At 70.3% G+C, this 15,991-nt stretch carries 14 protein-coding genes; 3 read left to right on the top strand and 11 right to left on the bottom strand.

Annotated elements, in window-relative coordinates:
- Positions 1-39: 39 nt before the first annotated feature.
- Together rpmA and rplU are read right to left on the bottom strand one after the other, a co-directional pair.
- Entirely contained in the window at positions 40-297 is a 258-nt protein-coding gene (gene rpmA / locus MK786_RS01635; protein ID WP_168914038.1) for a 50S ribosomal protein L27, read from the bottom strand.
- A 20-nt stretch (positions 298-317) separates the two neighbouring features.
- A complete protein-coding gene (rplU, locus tag MK786_RS01630; protein WP_168914039.1) occupies positions 318-626 on the bottom strand; it encodes a 50S ribosomal protein L21 in 309 nt (102 codons plus the stop codon).
- A gap of 240 nt (positions 627-866) precedes the next feature.
- On the opposite strand from rplU, the gene MK786_RS01625 reads away from it, so the two are divergent.
- Positions 867-1,142 carry a DUF4031 domain-containing protein gene (locus MK786_RS01625; protein WP_241110514.1) on the top strand — a complete coding sequence of 92 codons (276 nt, stop codon included), beginning with the start codon at positions 867-869 and terminating at the stop codon, positions 1,140-1,142.
- A gap of 35 nt (positions 1,143-1,177) precedes the next feature.
- Here MK786_RS01625 and MK786_RS01620 read toward each other — a convergent pair whose 3' ends face one another.
- Complete coding sequence (locus tag MK786_RS01620; RefSeq protein WP_241110513.1) at positions 1,178-3,544, bottom strand: Rne/Rng family ribonuclease; 2,367 nt, start codon at positions 3,542-3,544, stop codon at positions 1,178-1,180.
- Positions 3,545-3,850: 306 nt separating this feature from the next.
- On the opposite strand from MK786_RS01620, the gene MK786_RS01615 reads away from it, so the two are divergent.
- Positions 3,851-4,459 carry a vitamin K epoxide reductase family protein gene (locus tag MK786_RS01615; protein WP_241110512.1) on the top strand — a complete coding sequence of 203 codons (609 nt, stop codon included), beginning with the start codon at positions 3,851-3,853 and terminating at the stop codon, positions 4,457-4,459.
- A 6-nt stretch (positions 4,460-4,465) separates the two neighbouring features.
- Here MK786_RS01615 and ndk read toward each other — a convergent pair whose 3' ends face one another.
- The 8 genes from ndk to MK786_RS01575 all read right to left on the bottom strand — a co-directional run bounded on the left by ndk (position 4,466) and on the right by MK786_RS01575 (position 15,208).
- Positions 4,466-4,882, bottom strand: a complete 417-nt coding sequence (gene ndk, locus MK786_RS01610; protein WP_241110511.1) for a nucleoside-diphosphate kinase — start codon at positions 4,880-4,882, stop codon at positions 4,466-4,468.
- A 1-nt stretch (position 4,883) separates the two neighbouring features.
- The gene (locus MK786_RS01605) at positions 4,884-5,306 is read right to left on the bottom strand and encodes a DUF4233 domain-containing protein (protein ID WP_241110510.1); all 423 of its coding nucleotides are present in this window, start codon (positions 5,304-5,306) and stop codon (positions 4,884-4,886) included.
- The gene (locus tag MK786_RS01600) at positions 5,303-6,661 is read right to left on the bottom strand and encodes a folylpolyglutamate synthase/dihydrofolate synthase family protein (protein WP_241110509.1); all 1,359 of its coding nucleotides are present in this window, start codon (positions 6,659-6,661) and stop codon (positions 5,303-5,305) included. Before MK786_RS01600 ends, MK786_RS01605 begins: the two co-directional genes overlap by 4 nt.
- Positions 6,658-10,017 (bottom strand): isoleucine--tRNA ligase, encoded by a 3,360-nt coding sequence (gene ileS / locus MK786_RS01595; RefSeq protein WP_241110508.1) that lies wholly within the window; start codon positions 10,015-10,017, stop codon positions 6,658-6,660. The genes MK786_RS01600 and ileS overlap by 4 nt, the downstream gene beginning before the upstream one ends.
- Before the next feature lie 203 nt (positions 10,018-10,220).
- The gene (locus tag MK786_RS01590; protein ID WP_241110507.1) at positions 10,221-11,768 is read right to left on the bottom strand and encodes an ABC transporter ATP-binding protein; all 1,548 of its coding nucleotides are present in this window, start codon (positions 11,766-11,768) and stop codon (positions 10,221-10,223) included.
- Positions 11,765-12,577: an ABC transporter permease gene (locus MK786_RS01585; protein WP_241110506.1), complete on the bottom strand. Its 813-nt coding sequence runs from the start codon at positions 12,575-12,577 to the stop codon at positions 11,765-11,767. Before MK786_RS01585 ends, MK786_RS01590 begins: the two co-directional genes overlap by 4 nt.
- Complete coding sequence (locus MK786_RS01580; RefSeq protein WP_241110505.1) at positions 12,574-13,557, bottom strand: ABC transporter permease; 984 nt, start codon at positions 13,555-13,557, stop codon at positions 12,574-12,576. Before MK786_RS01580 ends, MK786_RS01585 begins: the two co-directional genes overlap by 4 nt.
- A 34-nt stretch (positions 13,558-13,591) precedes the next feature.
- Positions 13,592-15,208: an ABC transporter substrate-binding protein gene (locus MK786_RS01575; protein ID WP_241110504.1), complete on the bottom strand. Its 1,617-nt coding sequence runs from the start codon at positions 15,206-15,208 to the stop codon at positions 13,592-13,594.
- A 113-nt stretch (positions 15,209-15,321) separates the two neighbouring features.
- Here MK786_RS01575 and MK786_RS01570 point away from each other — a divergent pair, with 113 nt between their 5' ends.
- Complete coding sequence (locus tag MK786_RS01570) at positions 15,322-15,981, top strand: pentapeptide repeat-containing protein (RefSeq protein WP_241110503.1); 660 nt, start codon at positions 15,322-15,324, stop codon at positions 15,979-15,981.
- Positions 15,982-15,991: the final 10 nt, after the last annotated feature.

Here is a 15,991-nt window from a genome sequence, read left to right as displayed (position 1 = left end):
GAAGCCCGCCCCTTTCCTCGAGTGTGCGCAGTCCGAGGATTACTCCGCGGCGGCCACGATGTTGACGACCTTGCGGCCGCCCTTCTGACCGAACTCGACAGCGCCCGCCGCGAGGGCGAACAGCGTGTCGTCGCCGCCACGGCCGACGTTGGCGCCGGGGTGGAAGTGGGTGCCGCGCTGACGGACGATGATCTCGCCGGCGAGGACCTGCTGGCCGCCGAAGCGCTTCACGCCCAGTCGCTGAGCGTTGGAGTCACGACCGTTACGGGTGGAGCTTGCGCCCTTTTTGTGTGCCATCTCTGCGTCTCTTCCTGGACTTACTTGATGCCGGTGACCTTGACGCGCGTGAGGTCCTGACGGTGCCCCTGGCGCTTCTTGTAGCCGGTCTTGTTCTTGAACTTCTGGATCACGATCTTCGGGCCGCGCTCCTCGCCGAGGACCTCGGCGGTGACGGTCACCTTGGCGAGCTTGTCAGCGTCGGTCGTGACAGCGTCGCCGTCCACGAGCAGGACGGCGGGCAGCTCGATCTTGTCGCCGATCTTCGCGGCCTGGCGGTCGAGAACGACGATCGTGCCGACCTCGACCTTCTCCTGCCGGCCACCGGCGCGCACAACTGCGTAAACCACTTCACACCTGTTTCTACTGAGATGGAGCGCACGGCTCCGGTTGTCTTTGCGAGACTCTGCTCTTGCGAGAAGAGGAAGTCCTGGTGCGGGAGCGACGGCTCCAGCCGGCTGCTGAGCCTGTCGAGCATCGCCATATCCTGCGAAACGGGACGCACCAAAGGACTACTTTACCGGATGCCGCGACCAACGCCAAAAGCGGACCGAACCGTGTCGCGGCATCCCTCGTGAAATGATCTCGGGGTGGCGATCCTCATCGACGATCCGCGGTGGCCCGCCCACGGGAGGCTGTGGGCGCACCTCGTGAGCGACAGCGATCTCGACGAGCTGCACGCGTTCGCCGCGGCGAACGGCATCCCCCGCCGCGGCTTCGACCGCGATCACTACGACGTGCCCGATGAGTCCCACGCCAGGCTCGTCGCCGCGGGTGCAGAGCACGTCGACGGCCACGAACTGGTGCGGCGGCTCATCGCGTCGGGGCTCCGCGTGACAGCGCGGGAACGACGCGCCGGCCGCTGACCCCTTCGGAGCAGGCGGACGGCGCGTCGTCGAGATCAGTCCTCGGAGGGCGTGTGCGACACCGGCGTGCCGGTGAGGGCGGCCGTGGTCACGCGGCGGCGCGACCGGCCCTGCCCCGGGGCCTTCGGCTCGGGAAGCGCCTCGAGCACCGAATCGAGCAGGATGTCCTTCTCGGTCTTGGGCGCCTTGGCCTTCGTCTTGGCCGCGTCGCCGCGCTTCTTCCGGGCCTTCTTCGGCCGCTCCGCCGGCGCCTCGACCGCGGCCGGCTCATCTGCCGGGACCTCGTCGTGGTGGTGGATGGTCGACGCGGCGATCTGCGCGAGCGCAGACTTGACGCCCTCGGTGATCACGTGCGTGCCGTTGGAGCCGCCGGTGGCCTGCTGCTGCGCGCCTCCTCCGCCGCGGGAGCGGCGGCCCGAGGGCGCACCGCCCGGCGACTGCGCGCCGCGGTGCTTGACGACGGGGTCGTGGTGCACGATCACGCCGCGGCCGGCGCAGACCTCGCAGGGCTCGCTGAAGGTCTCGAGCAGCCCGAGGCCCAGCTTCTTGCGCGTCATCTGCACGAGGCCGAGGGAAGTGACCTCGGCGACCTGGTGCTTCGTGCGGTCGCGGCTGAGGCACTCGACCAGGCGTCGCAGGACCAGATCGCGGTTGGACTCGAGCACCATGTCGATGAAGTCGACGACGATGATGCCGCCGATGTCACGCAGCCTCAGCTGGCGAACGATCTCCTCGGCAGCCTCGAGGTTGTTCTTCGTCACGGTCTCTTCGAGGTTTCCACCCGAGCCGACGAACTTCCCGGTGTTGACGTCTACGACTGTCATCGCCTCGGTGCGGTCGATGACCAGCGAGCCACCGGACGGCAGCCAGACCTTGCGGTCCAGCGCCTTCTCGATCTGCTCGGTGACACGGAACTCGTCGAACGGGTCGCGATCGCCCTCGTAGGCCACGACGCGCTCGAGCAGGTCGGGCGCGACGCTCTCGACGTACTTCGTGATGGTCTGGTGCGCGTCCTCGCCCTGGATGAGCATGCGCGTGAAGTCCTCATTGAACACGTCGCGCACGATCTTGACGAGGAGGTCGGGCTCGGAGTGGAGGAGCGCCGGCGCCTGGATCGTCTGGACCTGCTTGCTGACATGCTCCCACTGCGTAGTGAGCCGCTGCACGTCGCGCGTGAGCTGGTCTTCGGTGGCGCCCTCGGCGGCGGTGCGGACGATGACACCCGACGACTCCGGCAGCACCTCCTTGAGGATCTTCTTGAGGCGCGCGCGCTCGGTGTCGGGGAGCTTGCGGGAGATGCCGTTCATGGCTCCGCCCGGCACGTACACGAGGTAGCGGCCCGGCAGCGAGATCTGGCTCGTCAGACGCGCACCCTTGTGACCCACGGGGTCCTTCGTGACCTGCACGAGAACCTTGTCACCCGACTTGAGCGCGAGTTCGATGCGGCGTGGCTGGTTGCCGGTCTCCACCGCGTCCCAGTCAACCTCGCCGGAGTACAGCACGGCGTTGCGGCCGCGGCCGATGTCGACGAACGCGGCCTCCATGCTCGGCAGCACGTTCTGCACGCGACCGAGGTACACGTTGCCGATGAGCGAGGCGTCCTGGTTGCGCGCGACGTAATGCTCGACGAGAACGTTGTCTTCGAGCACGGCGATCTGGATGCGACCGTTCTTGGAGCGGACGATCATGACGCGGTCGACGGCCTCGCGGCGTGCGAGGAACTCCGCCTCGGTCACGACCGCGCGACGGCGGCCGGCCTCACGGCCGTCACGGCGGCGCTGCTTCTTTGCCTCGAGGCGCGTCGAGCCCTTGATGCGCTGCGGCTCGGTGATCAGCTCGACGGCGCGCTGGCGCGGCTGCGCGGGCTCGGACGGAGCGGATGCCTCGTCCCGGCCCTCTCCGCCGCGGCGGCGACTGCGACGCCGCGGCGATCCGGACGACTGCTCGGAGTCGCGCTCGCGCTCCTCGTCGGGCGCCGGAGGCAGGAACGCAATCTCGGGTGCGTAGAAGTGCAGCTGTGTCGACACCTGGGACACGAAGTCCTCGGGCAGGAGTCCGAGGCCCACCGCGGTCAGCGGAGCCTGCGGCTCGGGCTCTCCGGAGGTCTCCGGCTCTGTCGTCGCCTCCGCTTCGATCGGCGCCTCGAGCGTACTCGCGGCGTCCGCCGCCGCGTCGGCCGCGCCGGAGCCCGGCGCCGCCTCGGTGGCGCCGACTTCCGTCACGGGCGCTGCGCCGCCCTCTTCGAGGACCTCGACGGCCTCGATCACGGCTTCGGTCTCAGCCTCCGCGAGATCGGCTGGGTCGTTCGCCGCGTCGGTCGCCGCGGTGTCCGCAGCATCCGGCGCTAGCGCGGCATCCGATTCGTTCTGGGGGTTGAGGTCTGCATCTGTTCCATCGGCCATCACTGGCTTACTCCCTGCGGGTCGGCACCGCGCGCCGCCCGGCGAAATCTCTTGCGGTGCCGCACCTGCGGTGCCGCGAACTCACTCGGTCTGCAACGGGATCCCGGCTCATGCGGCGGGAGCTCACGCTGCCAAGGGCATTCGTCGCCCTGAAGTCTTCTGGTGATGCGGGTCGCGGCGCGGCCGCGGGGCATCGACGACCATTATCGCACTTTCGCCCGCCGATTGCTCGCCGACGCCACGCCGAGGGTTTTCCACGGTTCGACGCGCGGCATCCGCTCAACCTCCGATGCCATAATCCGAGGCATGCCGCGCGCCCAGACCCACACCCGTCCCGCCGGCCTGGCCGTCTGGCTGATCATCGCCGGTGTGATCGGGTGGATCGCCGCCTTCGCGCTCACGATGGAGCGCCTGCACCTGCTCGCCGATCCCGACGCCATCGCGTCGTGCGACTTCAGCCCACTGGTGCAGTGCACCGCGAACCTCGGGTCATGGCAGGGCAGCGTGTTCGGGTTCCCGAACCCGATCCTGGGCCTTGCGGGGTGGGTCGCCCCGATCGTGGTCGGCGTCGCGATCCTCGCCGGCGCGCGGTTCGCCCGCTGGTTCTGGTGGCTCTTCGAGCTGGGGATGACCTTCGCGTTCGGCTTCGTGATCTGGCTCATCAGCCAGAGCATCTTCGAGCTCGGCACGCTGTGCCCCTGGTGCATGGTCACCTGGGTCGTCACGATCCCGACGTTCTACGCCGTCACCCTGCACATCCTGCGCTCGGGCATCGTGGCGGTGCCGGCCGGAGTGCGCTCGGCGTCGGAGCGCCTGATGGGCTGGCTCCCGCTGCTCGCCGTGGGAAGCTACGCCGTCATCGCGATCATCGCGCAGGTGGAGCTGGACGCGCTCCAGCGCATCTTCCCCGGCTGAGCCGAATCAGGCGAACCAGATCCCCAGCTCGCGCGCGGCCGATTCGGGGCTGTCTGAGCCGTGCACGAGGTTCTGCTGCACCTTGAGACCCCAGTCGCGGCCGAGGTCCCCCCGGATGGTGCCCGGCGCGGCCGTGGTCGGGTCGGTGGTGCCCGCCAGCGAGCGGAAGCCCTCGATGACGCGGTTCCCGGCGAGGCGGATCGCCACCGACGGACCGGACATCATGAACTCGAGGAGCGGCTCGTAGAACGGCTTGCCCTCGTGCTCGGCGTAGTGCCGCTCGAGGGTGCTGCGGTCGGGTTCCACCAGGCGGATGTCGACGAGGGAGTACCCCTTCGCCTCGATGCGGGCGAGGATCGCACCGGTCAAGCCGCGCGCCACTCCGTCGGGCTTGACCAGGACGAGGGTCTCTTCGGTGGCCATGTCAGTCTCCGTTCGCCGTTCCGGCTTCTTGTGGGGGATTCGCCGCGAGCTGCGCGTTGCGCCGATCGAGCTGGGCTCCCTTGATCGTCGCATACGCGTACATCCCACCGAAAATGAGTGCCACCAGCCCGAGCGCCGGAACGAGGAACGCGCCCAGCGCCACGATGACCTGGAGCACCCAGCCGACGGCGATGCCCCAGCGATAGCGAACGAAACGGCCGGTGAGGACCATCAGCACGGCGACGACGGATCCCGCGACGATGCCCCACCAGGGCTCGATGGGTTCGGGGAGTGCCTTGAGGCCGTAGATCACGAGGCCGCCGAGGAACGCGATGATCGACTCGAACGCGAGGACGATCGACGCGAGCGACTCCGCGGCGCCGCGGGCACGCCGGGCAGGCTGCTGAGGGGCGGTGCCGGTCATGCCTCCCACCCGCTCTTCCATTCCTCGGCGTCGGCCAGGGTGATCGCCTCGCCCGCGAGCACGACGGACCCGGCGATGATCACTGCACGGCGTGCGGAGTCGGCTCCCCACGCCCGCGCGGCCTCCGCGGCCTGCGCGAGGTCGTCGTAGACGGTGACTGGCAGCTCGTGCGACTCCGCCAGATCGGCGAGCCGGTCGGCGTGCTCGGCGCGCTCCGACGCCGGCGCGGTCGCGAAGACGTGGCTGGCGACCGGTGCCAGCTCCGCCACTATCCCTGCGGCATCCTTGTCGCCCAGCACCCCGAGCACGACGCCCCACTCGTCGAAGTCGAACGACTCCCGCAGCGCTGCGACGAGGGCCCGCGCACCGTGCGGGTTGTGGGCGGCGTCGACGAGGACGGTCGGCGCGACTCCGACGAGCTGCAGGCGGCCGGGTGCGGTCGCCCGCGCGAGTCCCTCGGTGAGCACGGCGCCCGCGATCGCCTGCGAGGCGCCGCCGATGAGCGCCTCGACGGCGGCGATCGCGAGTGCCGCGTTGAAGCCCTGGTGTCCACCGTAGAGCGGGAGGTACTCCTCGTCGTAGGTGCCGGCGAGACCGCGCACGGTGATCTGCTGCCCGCCGACGGCGAGCCGCTGCTCGGCGAGACCGAAGTCCTCGCCCTCGAACGCGATGCTCGCGCCGTGCGCGGCGGCCGCGTCTCGCAGCACACGCTCGGCAGCGGGATCCTGGCGCGCCGATACGACTGCTGCGCCGTCTTTGATGATCCCCGCCTTCACCGCTGCGATTTCGGCGATCGTGTCGCCGAGCCGGTCGGCGTGATCGATGTCGATGGGCGTGAACACGGCGACATCACCGTCGGCGGTGTTGGTCGAGTCCCACGATCCGCCCATGCCGACCTCGAGAACGAGCACGTCGATCGGGGCGTCCGCGAAGGCGACGAAGGCGAGCACTGTGAGCAGCTCGAAGAACGTCAGCGGCGCGTCGCCGGCGGCCTCGAGCTCGGCGTCGACCAAGGCCACGAACGGCTCGATCTCATCCCACGCGTCAGCGACGGCCCCGTCGGCGATGGGCTCGCCGTCCACCATGATGCGCTCGGTGAAGCGCGCGAGGTGCGGGCTCGTGAACAGCCCCGTCCGCAGCCCGTGTGCGCGCACCAGGCTCTCGATGATGCGGCTGGTCGAGGTCTTGCCGTTCGTACCCGTCACATGCACGACGCGGTAGGTCTTCTGCGGATCGTCGAGCAGCTCCAGCACACGGCGGGTGCGCTCGACGCGCGGCTGCACCCATCGCTCCCCCTGCCGCTCCAGCAGCGCCGCGTAGACCGCGTCGGCGCGACTCACATCGCGATCACTCATGCGGACGCCTCCACCTTCGTCACGGAGACCGCGAACGCTCCGCGGTTCGCGAACGTTCCCGCGGGGAACTCGGCCGTGTGGTGCGGATCGGTGTCAGGAAGGCTGCCGCGCGGCCCGTAGAGGGCGTGCTCGACCGCGAGGGTCTCCCCCGCGACGTCCGCGATGGTGAACGCCGTCTCGACGCCGACGCGATCGTCGATGTCGTCGAAGGCGAGCTCGAGACGGATGCGGTCGCTCACGTCGAACCCTGCCGCCTTGCGGGTGTCCTGCACGGCGCGGATCACGTCGCGGGCCAGGCCCTCCGCTTCGAGCTCGGGCGTCGTCGCGGTGTCGAGGAGCACGAAGCCGCCGTCCGCGAGCAGCGCGATCGCGGTGCCCTCGTCGACCCCGCCGGCTTCCAGAGTGAGCTCGTACTCGCCCTCCTGCAGGGCGATGCCGTCGACGACGACCACGCCGTCGATCTCCTCCCACACGCCGGCCTTCGCACCCGAGATGACGTGCTGCACCTGCTTCCCCAGACGCGGCCCCGCCGCGCGGGCGTTGACCGTCAGCCGCTTGCTGATGCCGTAGCGCTCCGCGACGCCGCCGTCGAGCTCGACGAGCTCGACCGCCTTGACGTTGAGCTCGTCGCGCAGGATGCCGTCGAACTGCGCGAGGGACGCGGCATCCGGCACGACCACCGTGAGCTTCGCCAGCGGCAGGCGCACGCGCTTGCCCTCCTTCTTGCGCAACGCGTTGGCGACGCTCGACACCTGGCGGACGGCGTCCATCGCGGTGCGGATGTCGTCGGCAGCCGGGAACGCCGCGGCATCGGGCCAGTCCTGCAGGTGCACGCTGCGGCCGCCGGTCAGCCCTTGCCAGACCCGTTCCGAGACGAGCGGGATGAGCGGTGCGGCGACCCGGGTGAGCGTCTCGAGCACCGTGTAGAGGGTGTCGAACGCGTCGCGGCTCGTCGGGTCATCGGTCACGCCGACCCAGAAGCGGTCGCGCGAACGGCGGATGTACCAGTTGGTCAGTGCTTCCGCGAAGTCCCGCAGCTTCCCCGCAGCCAGCGTCGAGTCGAGGCCTCCGAGGTCGACCGCGACGTCGCGCACGAGGTCGCCCAGCAGCGACAGGATGTAGCGATCGAGAACGTCGGTCGAGTCGGTGCGCCAGGTGGCTTCATAGCCGTCGGGTCCGGACGCGTTGGCGTAGGTCGCGAAGAAGTACCAGGCGTTCCACAGCGGCAGCATGAACTCCCGCACGCCGGCGCGGATGCCCTCCTCGGTGACGACGAGGTTGCCGCCGCGCAGCACGGAGCTGGCCATGAGGAACCAGCGCATGGCGTCGGACCCGTCGCGATCGAACACTTCGCTGACGTCGGGGTAATTCTGCAGCGACTTCGACATCTTCAGCCCGTCGCTGCCCAGCACGATGCCGTGGCACGACACCCCGGTGAACGCCGGGCGGTCGAACAGCGCCGTCGACAGGACGTGCATCACGTAGAACCAGCCGCGGGTCTGCCCGATGTACTCGACGATGAAGTCGGCGGGCGAGTGCTCCTCGAACCATTCCTGATTCTCGAACGGGTAGTGCACCTGCGCGTAGGGCATGGAGCCCGAGTCGAACCACACGTCGAAGACGTCCTCGATCCGGCGCATCGTACTCGCGCCTGTCGGGTCGTCGGGGTTCGGGCGGGTCAGCTCGTCGATGAACGGACGATGCAGGTCGACCTCGCCGTCCGCGTTGCGCGGGAGGCGGCCGAAGTCGCGCTCCATCTCCTCGAGCGAGCCGTACACGTCGACGCGCGGGTACTCGGGGTCGTCGCTCTTCCACACCGGGATCGGCGAACCCCAGTAGCGGTTGCGGCTGATGGACCAGTCGCGCGCGCCCTCGAGCCATTTGCCGAACTGGCCGTGCTTGACGTTCGCGGGCACCCAGGTGATCAGCTCGTTGTTCGCGAGCAGGCGGTCCTTGATGTCGGTCACCCGCACGAACCAGCTCGACACCGCGCGGTAGATGAGCGGGTTGCGGCACCGCCAGCAGTGGGGGTACGAGTGCTCGTAGCTCGCCTCGCGCAGCAGGCGGCCCTCCTGACGGAGCAGGCGGATCAGTGGGCGATTGGCATCCATCCACAGCTCGCCGGCGACATCCGTCACCTGCGGCAGGAACCGTCCGCCATCGTCGAGGCTCATGATGAGCGGGATGCCGGCAGCCTCGGTGACGCGCTGGTCGTCCTCGCCGTAGGCCGGGGCCTGGTGGACGATTCCGGTGCCGTCGCCGGTCGTGACGTAGTCGTCGACGAGGATGCGCCAGGCGGTCCCGGTGCCCCAGGTCTCGGCATCCGCGTAGTAGTCGAACAGCCGGTCGTAGGACACGTCCTCGAGCTCGGAGCCCATCACCGTCTGGACGACGGCCTCGCGTGCCGCTTCAGCGCTCTCGTAGCCGAGGTCCTTCGCGTACCCGGCGAGCAGCTCCTCGGCGAGGAGGTACCTGTGCGCGTAAGCCTCGGCGGGCTCGTCGGCCCGTCCGTCCGGCGTGTGGTGCACGTCGGCCGCGCCGGCTGGGCCACCCGGCAGCACGACGTAGCGGATGTCGGGACCCACCGCGAGGGCGAAGTTCGTCGGCAGGGTCCAGGGCGTCGTCGTCCACGCCAGCGCGCGCACGCCGGTGAGTCCGAGGGCCTCGGCCTTCATTCCGACGAGCGGGAACGTCACCGTGACCGAGGGGTCCTGGCGCATCTTGTAGACGTCGTCGTCCATGCGCAGCTCATGGGTCGACAGGGGCGTCTCATCGCGCCAGCAGTACGGCAGCACGCGGTGCCCCTCATACGCGAGTCCCTTATCGTGCAGGGTCTTGAACGCCCACAGCACCGACTCCATGTACGACGGGTCGAGCGTCTTGTAGCCGCGCTCGAAATCGACCCAGCGCGCCTGACGCGTGACGTAGTCCTCCCACTCGCGCGTGTAGGCGAGGACCGACTCGCGGGCCTTCGCGTTGAACGCCGCGATGCCCATCTCCTCGATCTGGGTCTTCTCGGTGATGCCGAGCTGCTTCATCGCCTCGAGCTCCGCGGGCAGGCCGTGCGTGTCCCACCCGAACACGCGGTCGACCCTCTTGCCCAGCATCGTCTGGAAGCGCGGGAACAGATCCTTGGCATAGCCGGTGAGCAGGTGACCGTAGTGCGGCAGACCGTTCGCGAACGGCGGGCCGTCGTAGAACACCCACTCCTCGGCGCCCTCACGCTGCGCGATGGATGCGCGGAACGTGTTGTCGGACTGCCAGAACGCCAGCGTGTCGCGCTCGATCTCGGGGAAGCGCGGGCTCGGCACGACGGAGTCGGCGGCGGGTCCGAACGAGGACTTGGGGTAGGTCATGTCACTCCAGCAGGTTGCGGTGCTTCCTGCGAGGACGACCCTTTCGAGCCGCGGTACCACCCCGCGTGACCCCCGCCGAACGGCGGAGACCCTCTCTCACTGCGGCTGTGACGGGCCTGACCCGCTCGGTTCTAATGGGGACCGGAGTCCTGTTCTTCCGAGAGCTCCCCGGTGATGGCCGGATCGATGCTGCTGCGATGAGTCTACGCGGGTGCCGCACCCCGCGCACGCGGCGGGAGCGAGCGAGCCGCGGCGAGCAGCTCTCGCGTGAAAGGATGCTGCGCCCCGGCGAACACCTCCGCGGTCGGACCATGCTCGACCACGACGCCGTCCTTCATCACGAGGACCTCGTCGGCCACGGCCGCCACGACATCGAGGTCGTGCGAGACGAAGACGAGCGTCAGCCCACGGTCGCGCTGCAGTCGCGCCAGCAGGGAGAGGACGCGCTCGCGCACGAGGGGATCCAGAGCCGAGACCGGCTCGTCGAGCACGAGCACCTCGGGTTCGGCCGCCAGCGCGCGGGCGATGGCGACCCGCTGGCGCTGCCCTCCCGAGAGCTCCGACGGGCGTTGGCGGGCGAGCGCCGGGTCGAGCTCCACCTCGGCGAGCAGCTCGATAGCCCGCTGCTGCCTGGCCGCGCGCGGGACACCGCCCGCCTCGAGCGCCTCGGCGATCGACCGGCCGATGCGCCAGCGGGGATCGAGCGCGCCGGCGGGATTCTGGTGCACGAGCTGGATACGGCGCAGCCCCGCCGCCGTCGGGATCTCGCCGTCGAGGAGGACCTCGCCGGAGTCCGGGCGTTCGACGCCCACGATCATGCGGGCGACGGTCGTCTTGCCCGACCCCGACTCCCCCACGATGCCCAGGGTGCGTCCGCGGGGCACGGCGAAGCTCACGTCGACGGCCGCCGGAACGTCGAACGCCTTGGACAGCCCGCGCACGCGCAGCCGCGCGGGCGCCTCTTCGCCCGAGGTCGGCCGCGGCTCGTGCGCGGCGGCGGCGACCAGACTGCGCGTGTACGAATGCTGCGGGTCCCCGAACAGCGCCTCCGTCGCGCCGCGCTCGACGACACGCCCGTCGCGCATCACGAGCACGCGATCGGCGACCCCGCGCACGGCCGAGAAGTCGTGGCTGATGAACACGACGGCGACGCCGCGGTCGGCGATGTCGCGCAGGAGGGTGAGGATGCGCGCCTGCACCGTGGCGTCCAGCGCGGTCGTGGCCTCGTCGGCGACCAGGATCGTCGGCGCGCCGGCCAGCGCCGAGGCGATGAGCGCCCGTTGCCGCAGTCCGCCGGACAGCTCGTGAGGATACTGCCGTGCGCGCCGGGCGGGGTCCGGCATGGCGACCTCGGCCAGGAGGGCGTGGACGCGATCGCGGAGCGCGGGGCGCGGCATCCGCTCGCCGTGCAGTCGAAGGGGCTCGGCGACCTCGGCCTCCACGCGGCGCAGCGGGTCGAGCGACACCAGCGCATCCTGCGAGACGAGGGCGATGCGGGATCCGCGCAGCCGGCGCCAGGCCCGCTCGCTCAGGCCGCGCGCGTCGACACCGTCGATGTCGAGTGCGTCCGCGCGCACCGTGGCGCCCGCCGGAGACAGCCCGAGAAGCGCGCGGGCGGTGAGGGACTTGCCGGCGCCGGACTCGCCTATGATCGCGACGCACTCCCCCGGCGCCACCTCGAGGTCGAGGCCGTCGACGGCTCGCAGCTCGCCGATCGAGACGCTCAGCCCGCGCACGGTCAATCCGCTCATCGTGTGCGCCCCTCCGCTCGGGCGCGCAGGACTCGGCCGACGATCGTCGCCGCGATCACCGTGAGCGTGATCGCGGCGCCCGGGAACGCCGACACCCACCATGCCTGCCCGATCACGTTGCGCCCGCCCGCGAGCATCAGGCCCCACTCGGGGCTCGGCTCGGTCGGCCCCAGGCCGAGGAAGCTGAGCCCGGCGGCGGCGAGGATGCTCGAGCCGATGCCGATGGTCGCGAGAACGCTCAGCGCCCCCACGACGCCGGGGACGACGTGACGCGTGAACGCCAGCGGCGCCGAGATTCCGAGGATGCGCGCCGCCTCGACGTGCTCGGCGAGTCGCAGCGAGCGGGTCTGCACCCTCGCCAGGCGGATGTAGATCGGGACGGCGGCGATCGTCACCGCGATCGCGACGTTCACCGGCCCCGGTCCGAGCACGGCGACGACGACGAGCGCGATGAGGAACTCGGGGAAGGCCAGAAGGATGTCGGTGGCCCGCATGGCGACGGCGTCGACGACGCGCGGGGCCACGCCGGACAGCGCACCGACCGTCAGACCGATCGCGAACGCCAGGGCTGTCGCCAGGACGCCGATCCCGACCGATCGGCCCGTGCCGTAGACGACGCGCGAGTAGACGTCACGGCCGCTCTGGTCGGTGCCGAAGAAGTGCTCAGGGCTGGGGGGAAGCAGAGCGGCGCGCACGTCGGTCTGGAGAGGGTCGTGCGTGGCGAAGAGCTGGGGCGCGACGGCGACCGCGGCGATCGCCGCGAGCACGACGAGCGCGACGGTCATGCCGATCCGGCGGGTCTCGCTCATGCGACCACCTGCTCCCGAGCGACGCCGGTGCCCGGTGCGCGCCGCAGCCGCGGGTCGAGCAGCGGATAGGTGAGTTCGACGACGAGGTTGACGATGACGAAGACGACCGCGCTCAGGAGGATGATGCCCGTGATCACGGGGAGATCGCGGTCGGTGATGGCTGCGAGAGTGACGCGTCCGAGCCCTGGGCGGGCGAAGACGGTCTCGACGAGCACCGCACCGCCGAGGAGCGAACCCACCAGATAGGCGGCGAGCGTGAGTGCGCCGGTGGCGCCGTGCCGAAGCGTGTGGTGGAGGGTGAGCCACGTCGGCCCGGCGCCGCGGGCGCGCACAGTGGTGGCGAACGGCTGACGCTCGGCGGCCTCGATGCCGTCGCGGAGCACCTGGCCGAGCAGCGCCGCGATCGGCAGGGCGAGCGTGACGGCAGGGAGCACGATGGTCGCGGGATTGCGCGAGCCCGCCACGGGAAACCACCCGAGGCCGAACGCGAAGATGCTCAGCAGGAGCAGGCCGATCCAGAAGACCGGCGAGGACAGGATCACCAGCTCGACGCCTGCGACGGCGCTGCGCGACGCCCGGCCGCGCGCGAGCAGCGCCACGGCGAACGCCACCGCCACGGCGATCAACAGGGCGAGTGCGGAGAGTTGCAGCGTGGCGCCCAGCTGACGGCCGATGACCTCGGTCACCGGCATCCGCAGCTGGTACGACTCGCCGAGGTCGCCGCGCAGCAGCTGCCCGAGGTAGGCGACGTACTGCTCCAGCGGGGGCCGGTCGAGGCCGAGTTCAACCCGGATCGCATCCTTCACCGCGTCGCTGACCTGGGCCTGCGGCCCGAGCATCACCTCGACGGGGTCGCCGGGGATCACCCGCAGGGCAAGGAAGGCGAGCGTGGCCGCTCCCCACAGCACGATGACGACGGATGCCGCGATCCCTGCGGCCCGCGCCGCCAGGCGCGCGAGAGCCTCACGCCGTGCCGTCATCTCGTGCCGAGCCCTGCCCTCTCCGGGCGCCGGGTCAGCCGACGCTGACGTCGTAGAACAGCGGGCGCCCGTACAGATCGTAGGCGAGCCCCTCCACCGAGTCGCCCACCGCGGTGATGAGCGATGGGCTGTAGAGCGGGACGATGGCGACGTGCTCGGCGTTCCACTGCTGCACCTCGCCGTAGATCTCGCCGCGCTCGGCGGTGTCGGCCGTCGCCACGCCTCGCTCGAGGAGCGCGTCGAGGTCGGCGTCGCTCACCTGCGAGGCGTTCTGGAAGCCGTCCGTGTGCAGGTGGCTGCGCAGCAGGTCGGGGTCGACGCCCGAGAAGCCCCAGTCGGTCAGGTCGAACGTCTTCGGACCGTACTGCTCGTTGTACGCGCCGGGCTCGAGGACCTCGCGCACGATCTCGAAGCCGATCGCCTTGAGGTCGGACTGTATGGCATTGGCCAGTGCGGCGCGGTCATCGGGAACGGGCGTCCAGGCGATCCAGCGCGCGGAGAGCCGCTCGCCGTCCTTCGTGCGGTAACCCTCGGCGTCGCGCTCGGTCCAGCCGGCCTCGTCGAGGAGCGCCTCGGCCGCGCTGGCGTCGAATGGCCACGAACCCTCCAGCGACGCGTCGTAGGTCGGCGTCGTGGATCCGAGCACCGACCACGCACGCGGGAACTGGCCGAAGAAGATCTCGTCGACCGCCGTGTCGATGTCGATCGCCTGCGCGAACGCCTGGCGCACCTTCTCGTCCGCGAATACCCCGTACTTCTCGTTCAGGTACAGCGAGTACGGGAGGCCCGGGTACTCCTTCGCGTCGACCGTGAGCGACTCGTCGAGGTCGGCGGCCAGGTTCGGAGGCAGCTGGCTGGCCAGGTCGGCCTCGCCGCTCTCGACGACACCCACCCGGACCGACGCCTCGGGCAGGATCTCGACGCGCAGCGTCTCGAACTGCGCGGCGCCGGAGTCGTGCGGACCCCATGCGTAGTCGTCGTTGCGCGTGTAGACGATCTCCTGGTCGGGCGTGTACTCGGTGAGCTCGAACGGCCCGGTGCCGACGGTGATGCCTGGGCCGCCCGCCTTCAGCTGATCGGCCGACGACTCGAGGACGGCCGGCGAGTAGAACCCGAGGAGGGCGGTGCTCGCCGCCTGCAGGAACGGGGAGTACGGCTGGGTGAACGAGACGCGCACGGTGTGCTCGTCCTCGACTTCGGTGCCGGCGTAGAACTCGCCGCCCAGCATGCTCGCGGCCTGGGCCGACGCGGTCTCGGGGTCGGCGATGCGGTCGAAGTTGGCCTTCACCGCCGCCGCGTCGAAGGGCTCACCGTCGTGGAACGTGACATCGTCGCGAAGAGTGAAGACGTAGGAGGCGCCGTCGTCCTCGATCTCCCAGCTCTCGGCGAGCCACGGCGAGAACGTGCCGTCGGCCTCCTGGAACACCAGCGAGTCGAGCGCGGCGCGCTGCACCATCGACGACACGTCGAGCTGACTGGTCTGGGGGTCCATGTGACCGGCCGACAGGTTCGCACCCTCGATCGCCCAGACCACTTCACCACCGTCGTCACCGGCGTCGTTCGTGGTGGCGGCGCAAGAACTGAGCACGAGCGCGGCGATGAGCGGAGCGGCGGCGACGGCCAGGCGTCGGCGCAGGGGGGTAACGGGCATGGCTGACCTCGGGAAGTCTGAGACGGGGATACCACTACGGTAGCGGTTTGTGGACGCAGTCGATAAACGCGCATGACCGCTCGGGTGTTCCCGGCAGTCGATAGCGTCATCGCATGGCTCGTCCCCTTGCTTACCCGCTGGCTCCGCGCGTCTCCGCGCCCGATCTCCCCCGCGAGTTCTTCGACGTCATCGGGCTCGAGCGGCGCGGAGATCACCTTCAGGCGAGCATCGGCGGACTGAGCGGCGAGGTGGACGCCTCGCACGCTGCGCTCACCGAGTGCATCGTGGCCGCGGCATCCGTCGATCGTCTCGACCTCACCGGAGCGACCCTGGTCGATGTGGAGTTCAACGGGCTGCGCGCGACAAGCGTTCGCGGCGCCGACGCGCGACTCCGACGCGTGCTGCTCACCGGAGGACGCATCGGGACCCTCGACCTGGGAGCGGCGGGCATCGACGAGGTCGAGCTGCGCGGCATCCGGATCGACTATCTCTCCCTCGGCGGGGCGAAGGTCGAAGACCTGCGCGTGGCCGACTGCGCGATCGAGACCCTCGACCTTCCGCAGGCGACCCTCACGCGCGTGCGCTTCGAGAACACCCGGGCCGGTGAGGTCGACACCCGCGGCATGCGCGCCGACAGCGTGGACTTCCGAGGGCTCGACGCCGCGGCGTACCTCGACGTCTCCTCGCTGCGCCGGGTGACCCTGACCCCGTGGCAGGTCGAGCAGCTCGCGCCGGCGTTCGCCGCGGCGCTCGCCACCGACGTGCAGGACTGACGAGACCGGG

This window comes from Microbacterium sp. CFH 31415, assembly GCF_022538185.1.
Lineage (GTDB): Bacteria > Actinomycetota > Actinomycetes > Actinomycetales > Microbacteriaceae > Microbacterium.
This window is presented reverse-complemented; position numbering and strand designations above follow the sequence as displayed.

Bases quoted from the DNA above. Each gene is read 5' to 3' on its own strand.
- MK786_RS01590 (WP_241110507.1), bottom strand. From the start codon at position 11,768: ATGAGCGGATTGACCGTGCGCGGGCTGAGCGTCTCGATCGGCGAGCTG.
- MK786_RS01570 (WP_241110503.1), top strand. From the start codon at position 15,322: ATGGCTCGTCCCCTTGCTTACCCGCTGGCTCCGCGCGTCTCCGCGCCC.
- MK786_RS01585 (WP_241110506.1), bottom strand. From the start codon at position 12,577: ATGAGCGAGACCCGCCGGATCGGCATGACCGTCGCGCTCGTCGTGCTC.
- MK786_RS01600 (WP_241110509.1), bottom strand. From the start codon at position 6,661: ATGAGTGATCGCGATGTGAGTCGCGCCGACGCGGTCTACGCGGCGCTG.
- MK786_RS01575 (WP_241110504.1), bottom strand. From the start codon at position 15,208: ATGCCCGTTACCCCCCTGCGCCGACGCCTGGCCGTCGCCGCCGCTCCG.
- MK786_RS01620 (WP_241110513.1), bottom strand. From the start codon at position 3,544: ATGGCCGATGGAACAGATGCAGACCTCAACCCCCAGAACGAATCGGAT.
- rpmA (WP_168914038.1), bottom strand. From the start codon at position 297: ATGGCACACAAAAAGGGCGCAAGCTCCACCCGTAACGGTCGTGACTCC.
- MK786_RS01615 (WP_241110512.1), top strand. From the start codon at position 3,851: ATGCCGCGCGCCCAGACCCACACCCGTCCCGCCGGCCTGGCCGTCTGG.
- ndk (WP_241110511.1), bottom strand. From the start codon at position 4,882: ATGGCCACCGAAGAGACCCTCGTCCTGGTCAAGCCCGACGGAGTGGCG.
- ileS (WP_241110508.1), bottom strand. From the start codon at position 10,017: ATGACCTACCCCAAGTCCTCGTTCGGACCCGCCGCCGACTCCGTCGTG.
- MK786_RS01605 (WP_241110510.1), bottom strand. From the start codon at position 5,306: ATGACCGGCACCGCCCCTCAGCAGCCTGCCCGGCGTGCCCGCGGCGCC.
- MK786_RS01580 (WP_241110505.1), bottom strand. From the start codon at position 13,557: ATGACGGCACGGCGTGAGGCTCTCGCGCGCCTGGCGGCGCGGGCCGCA.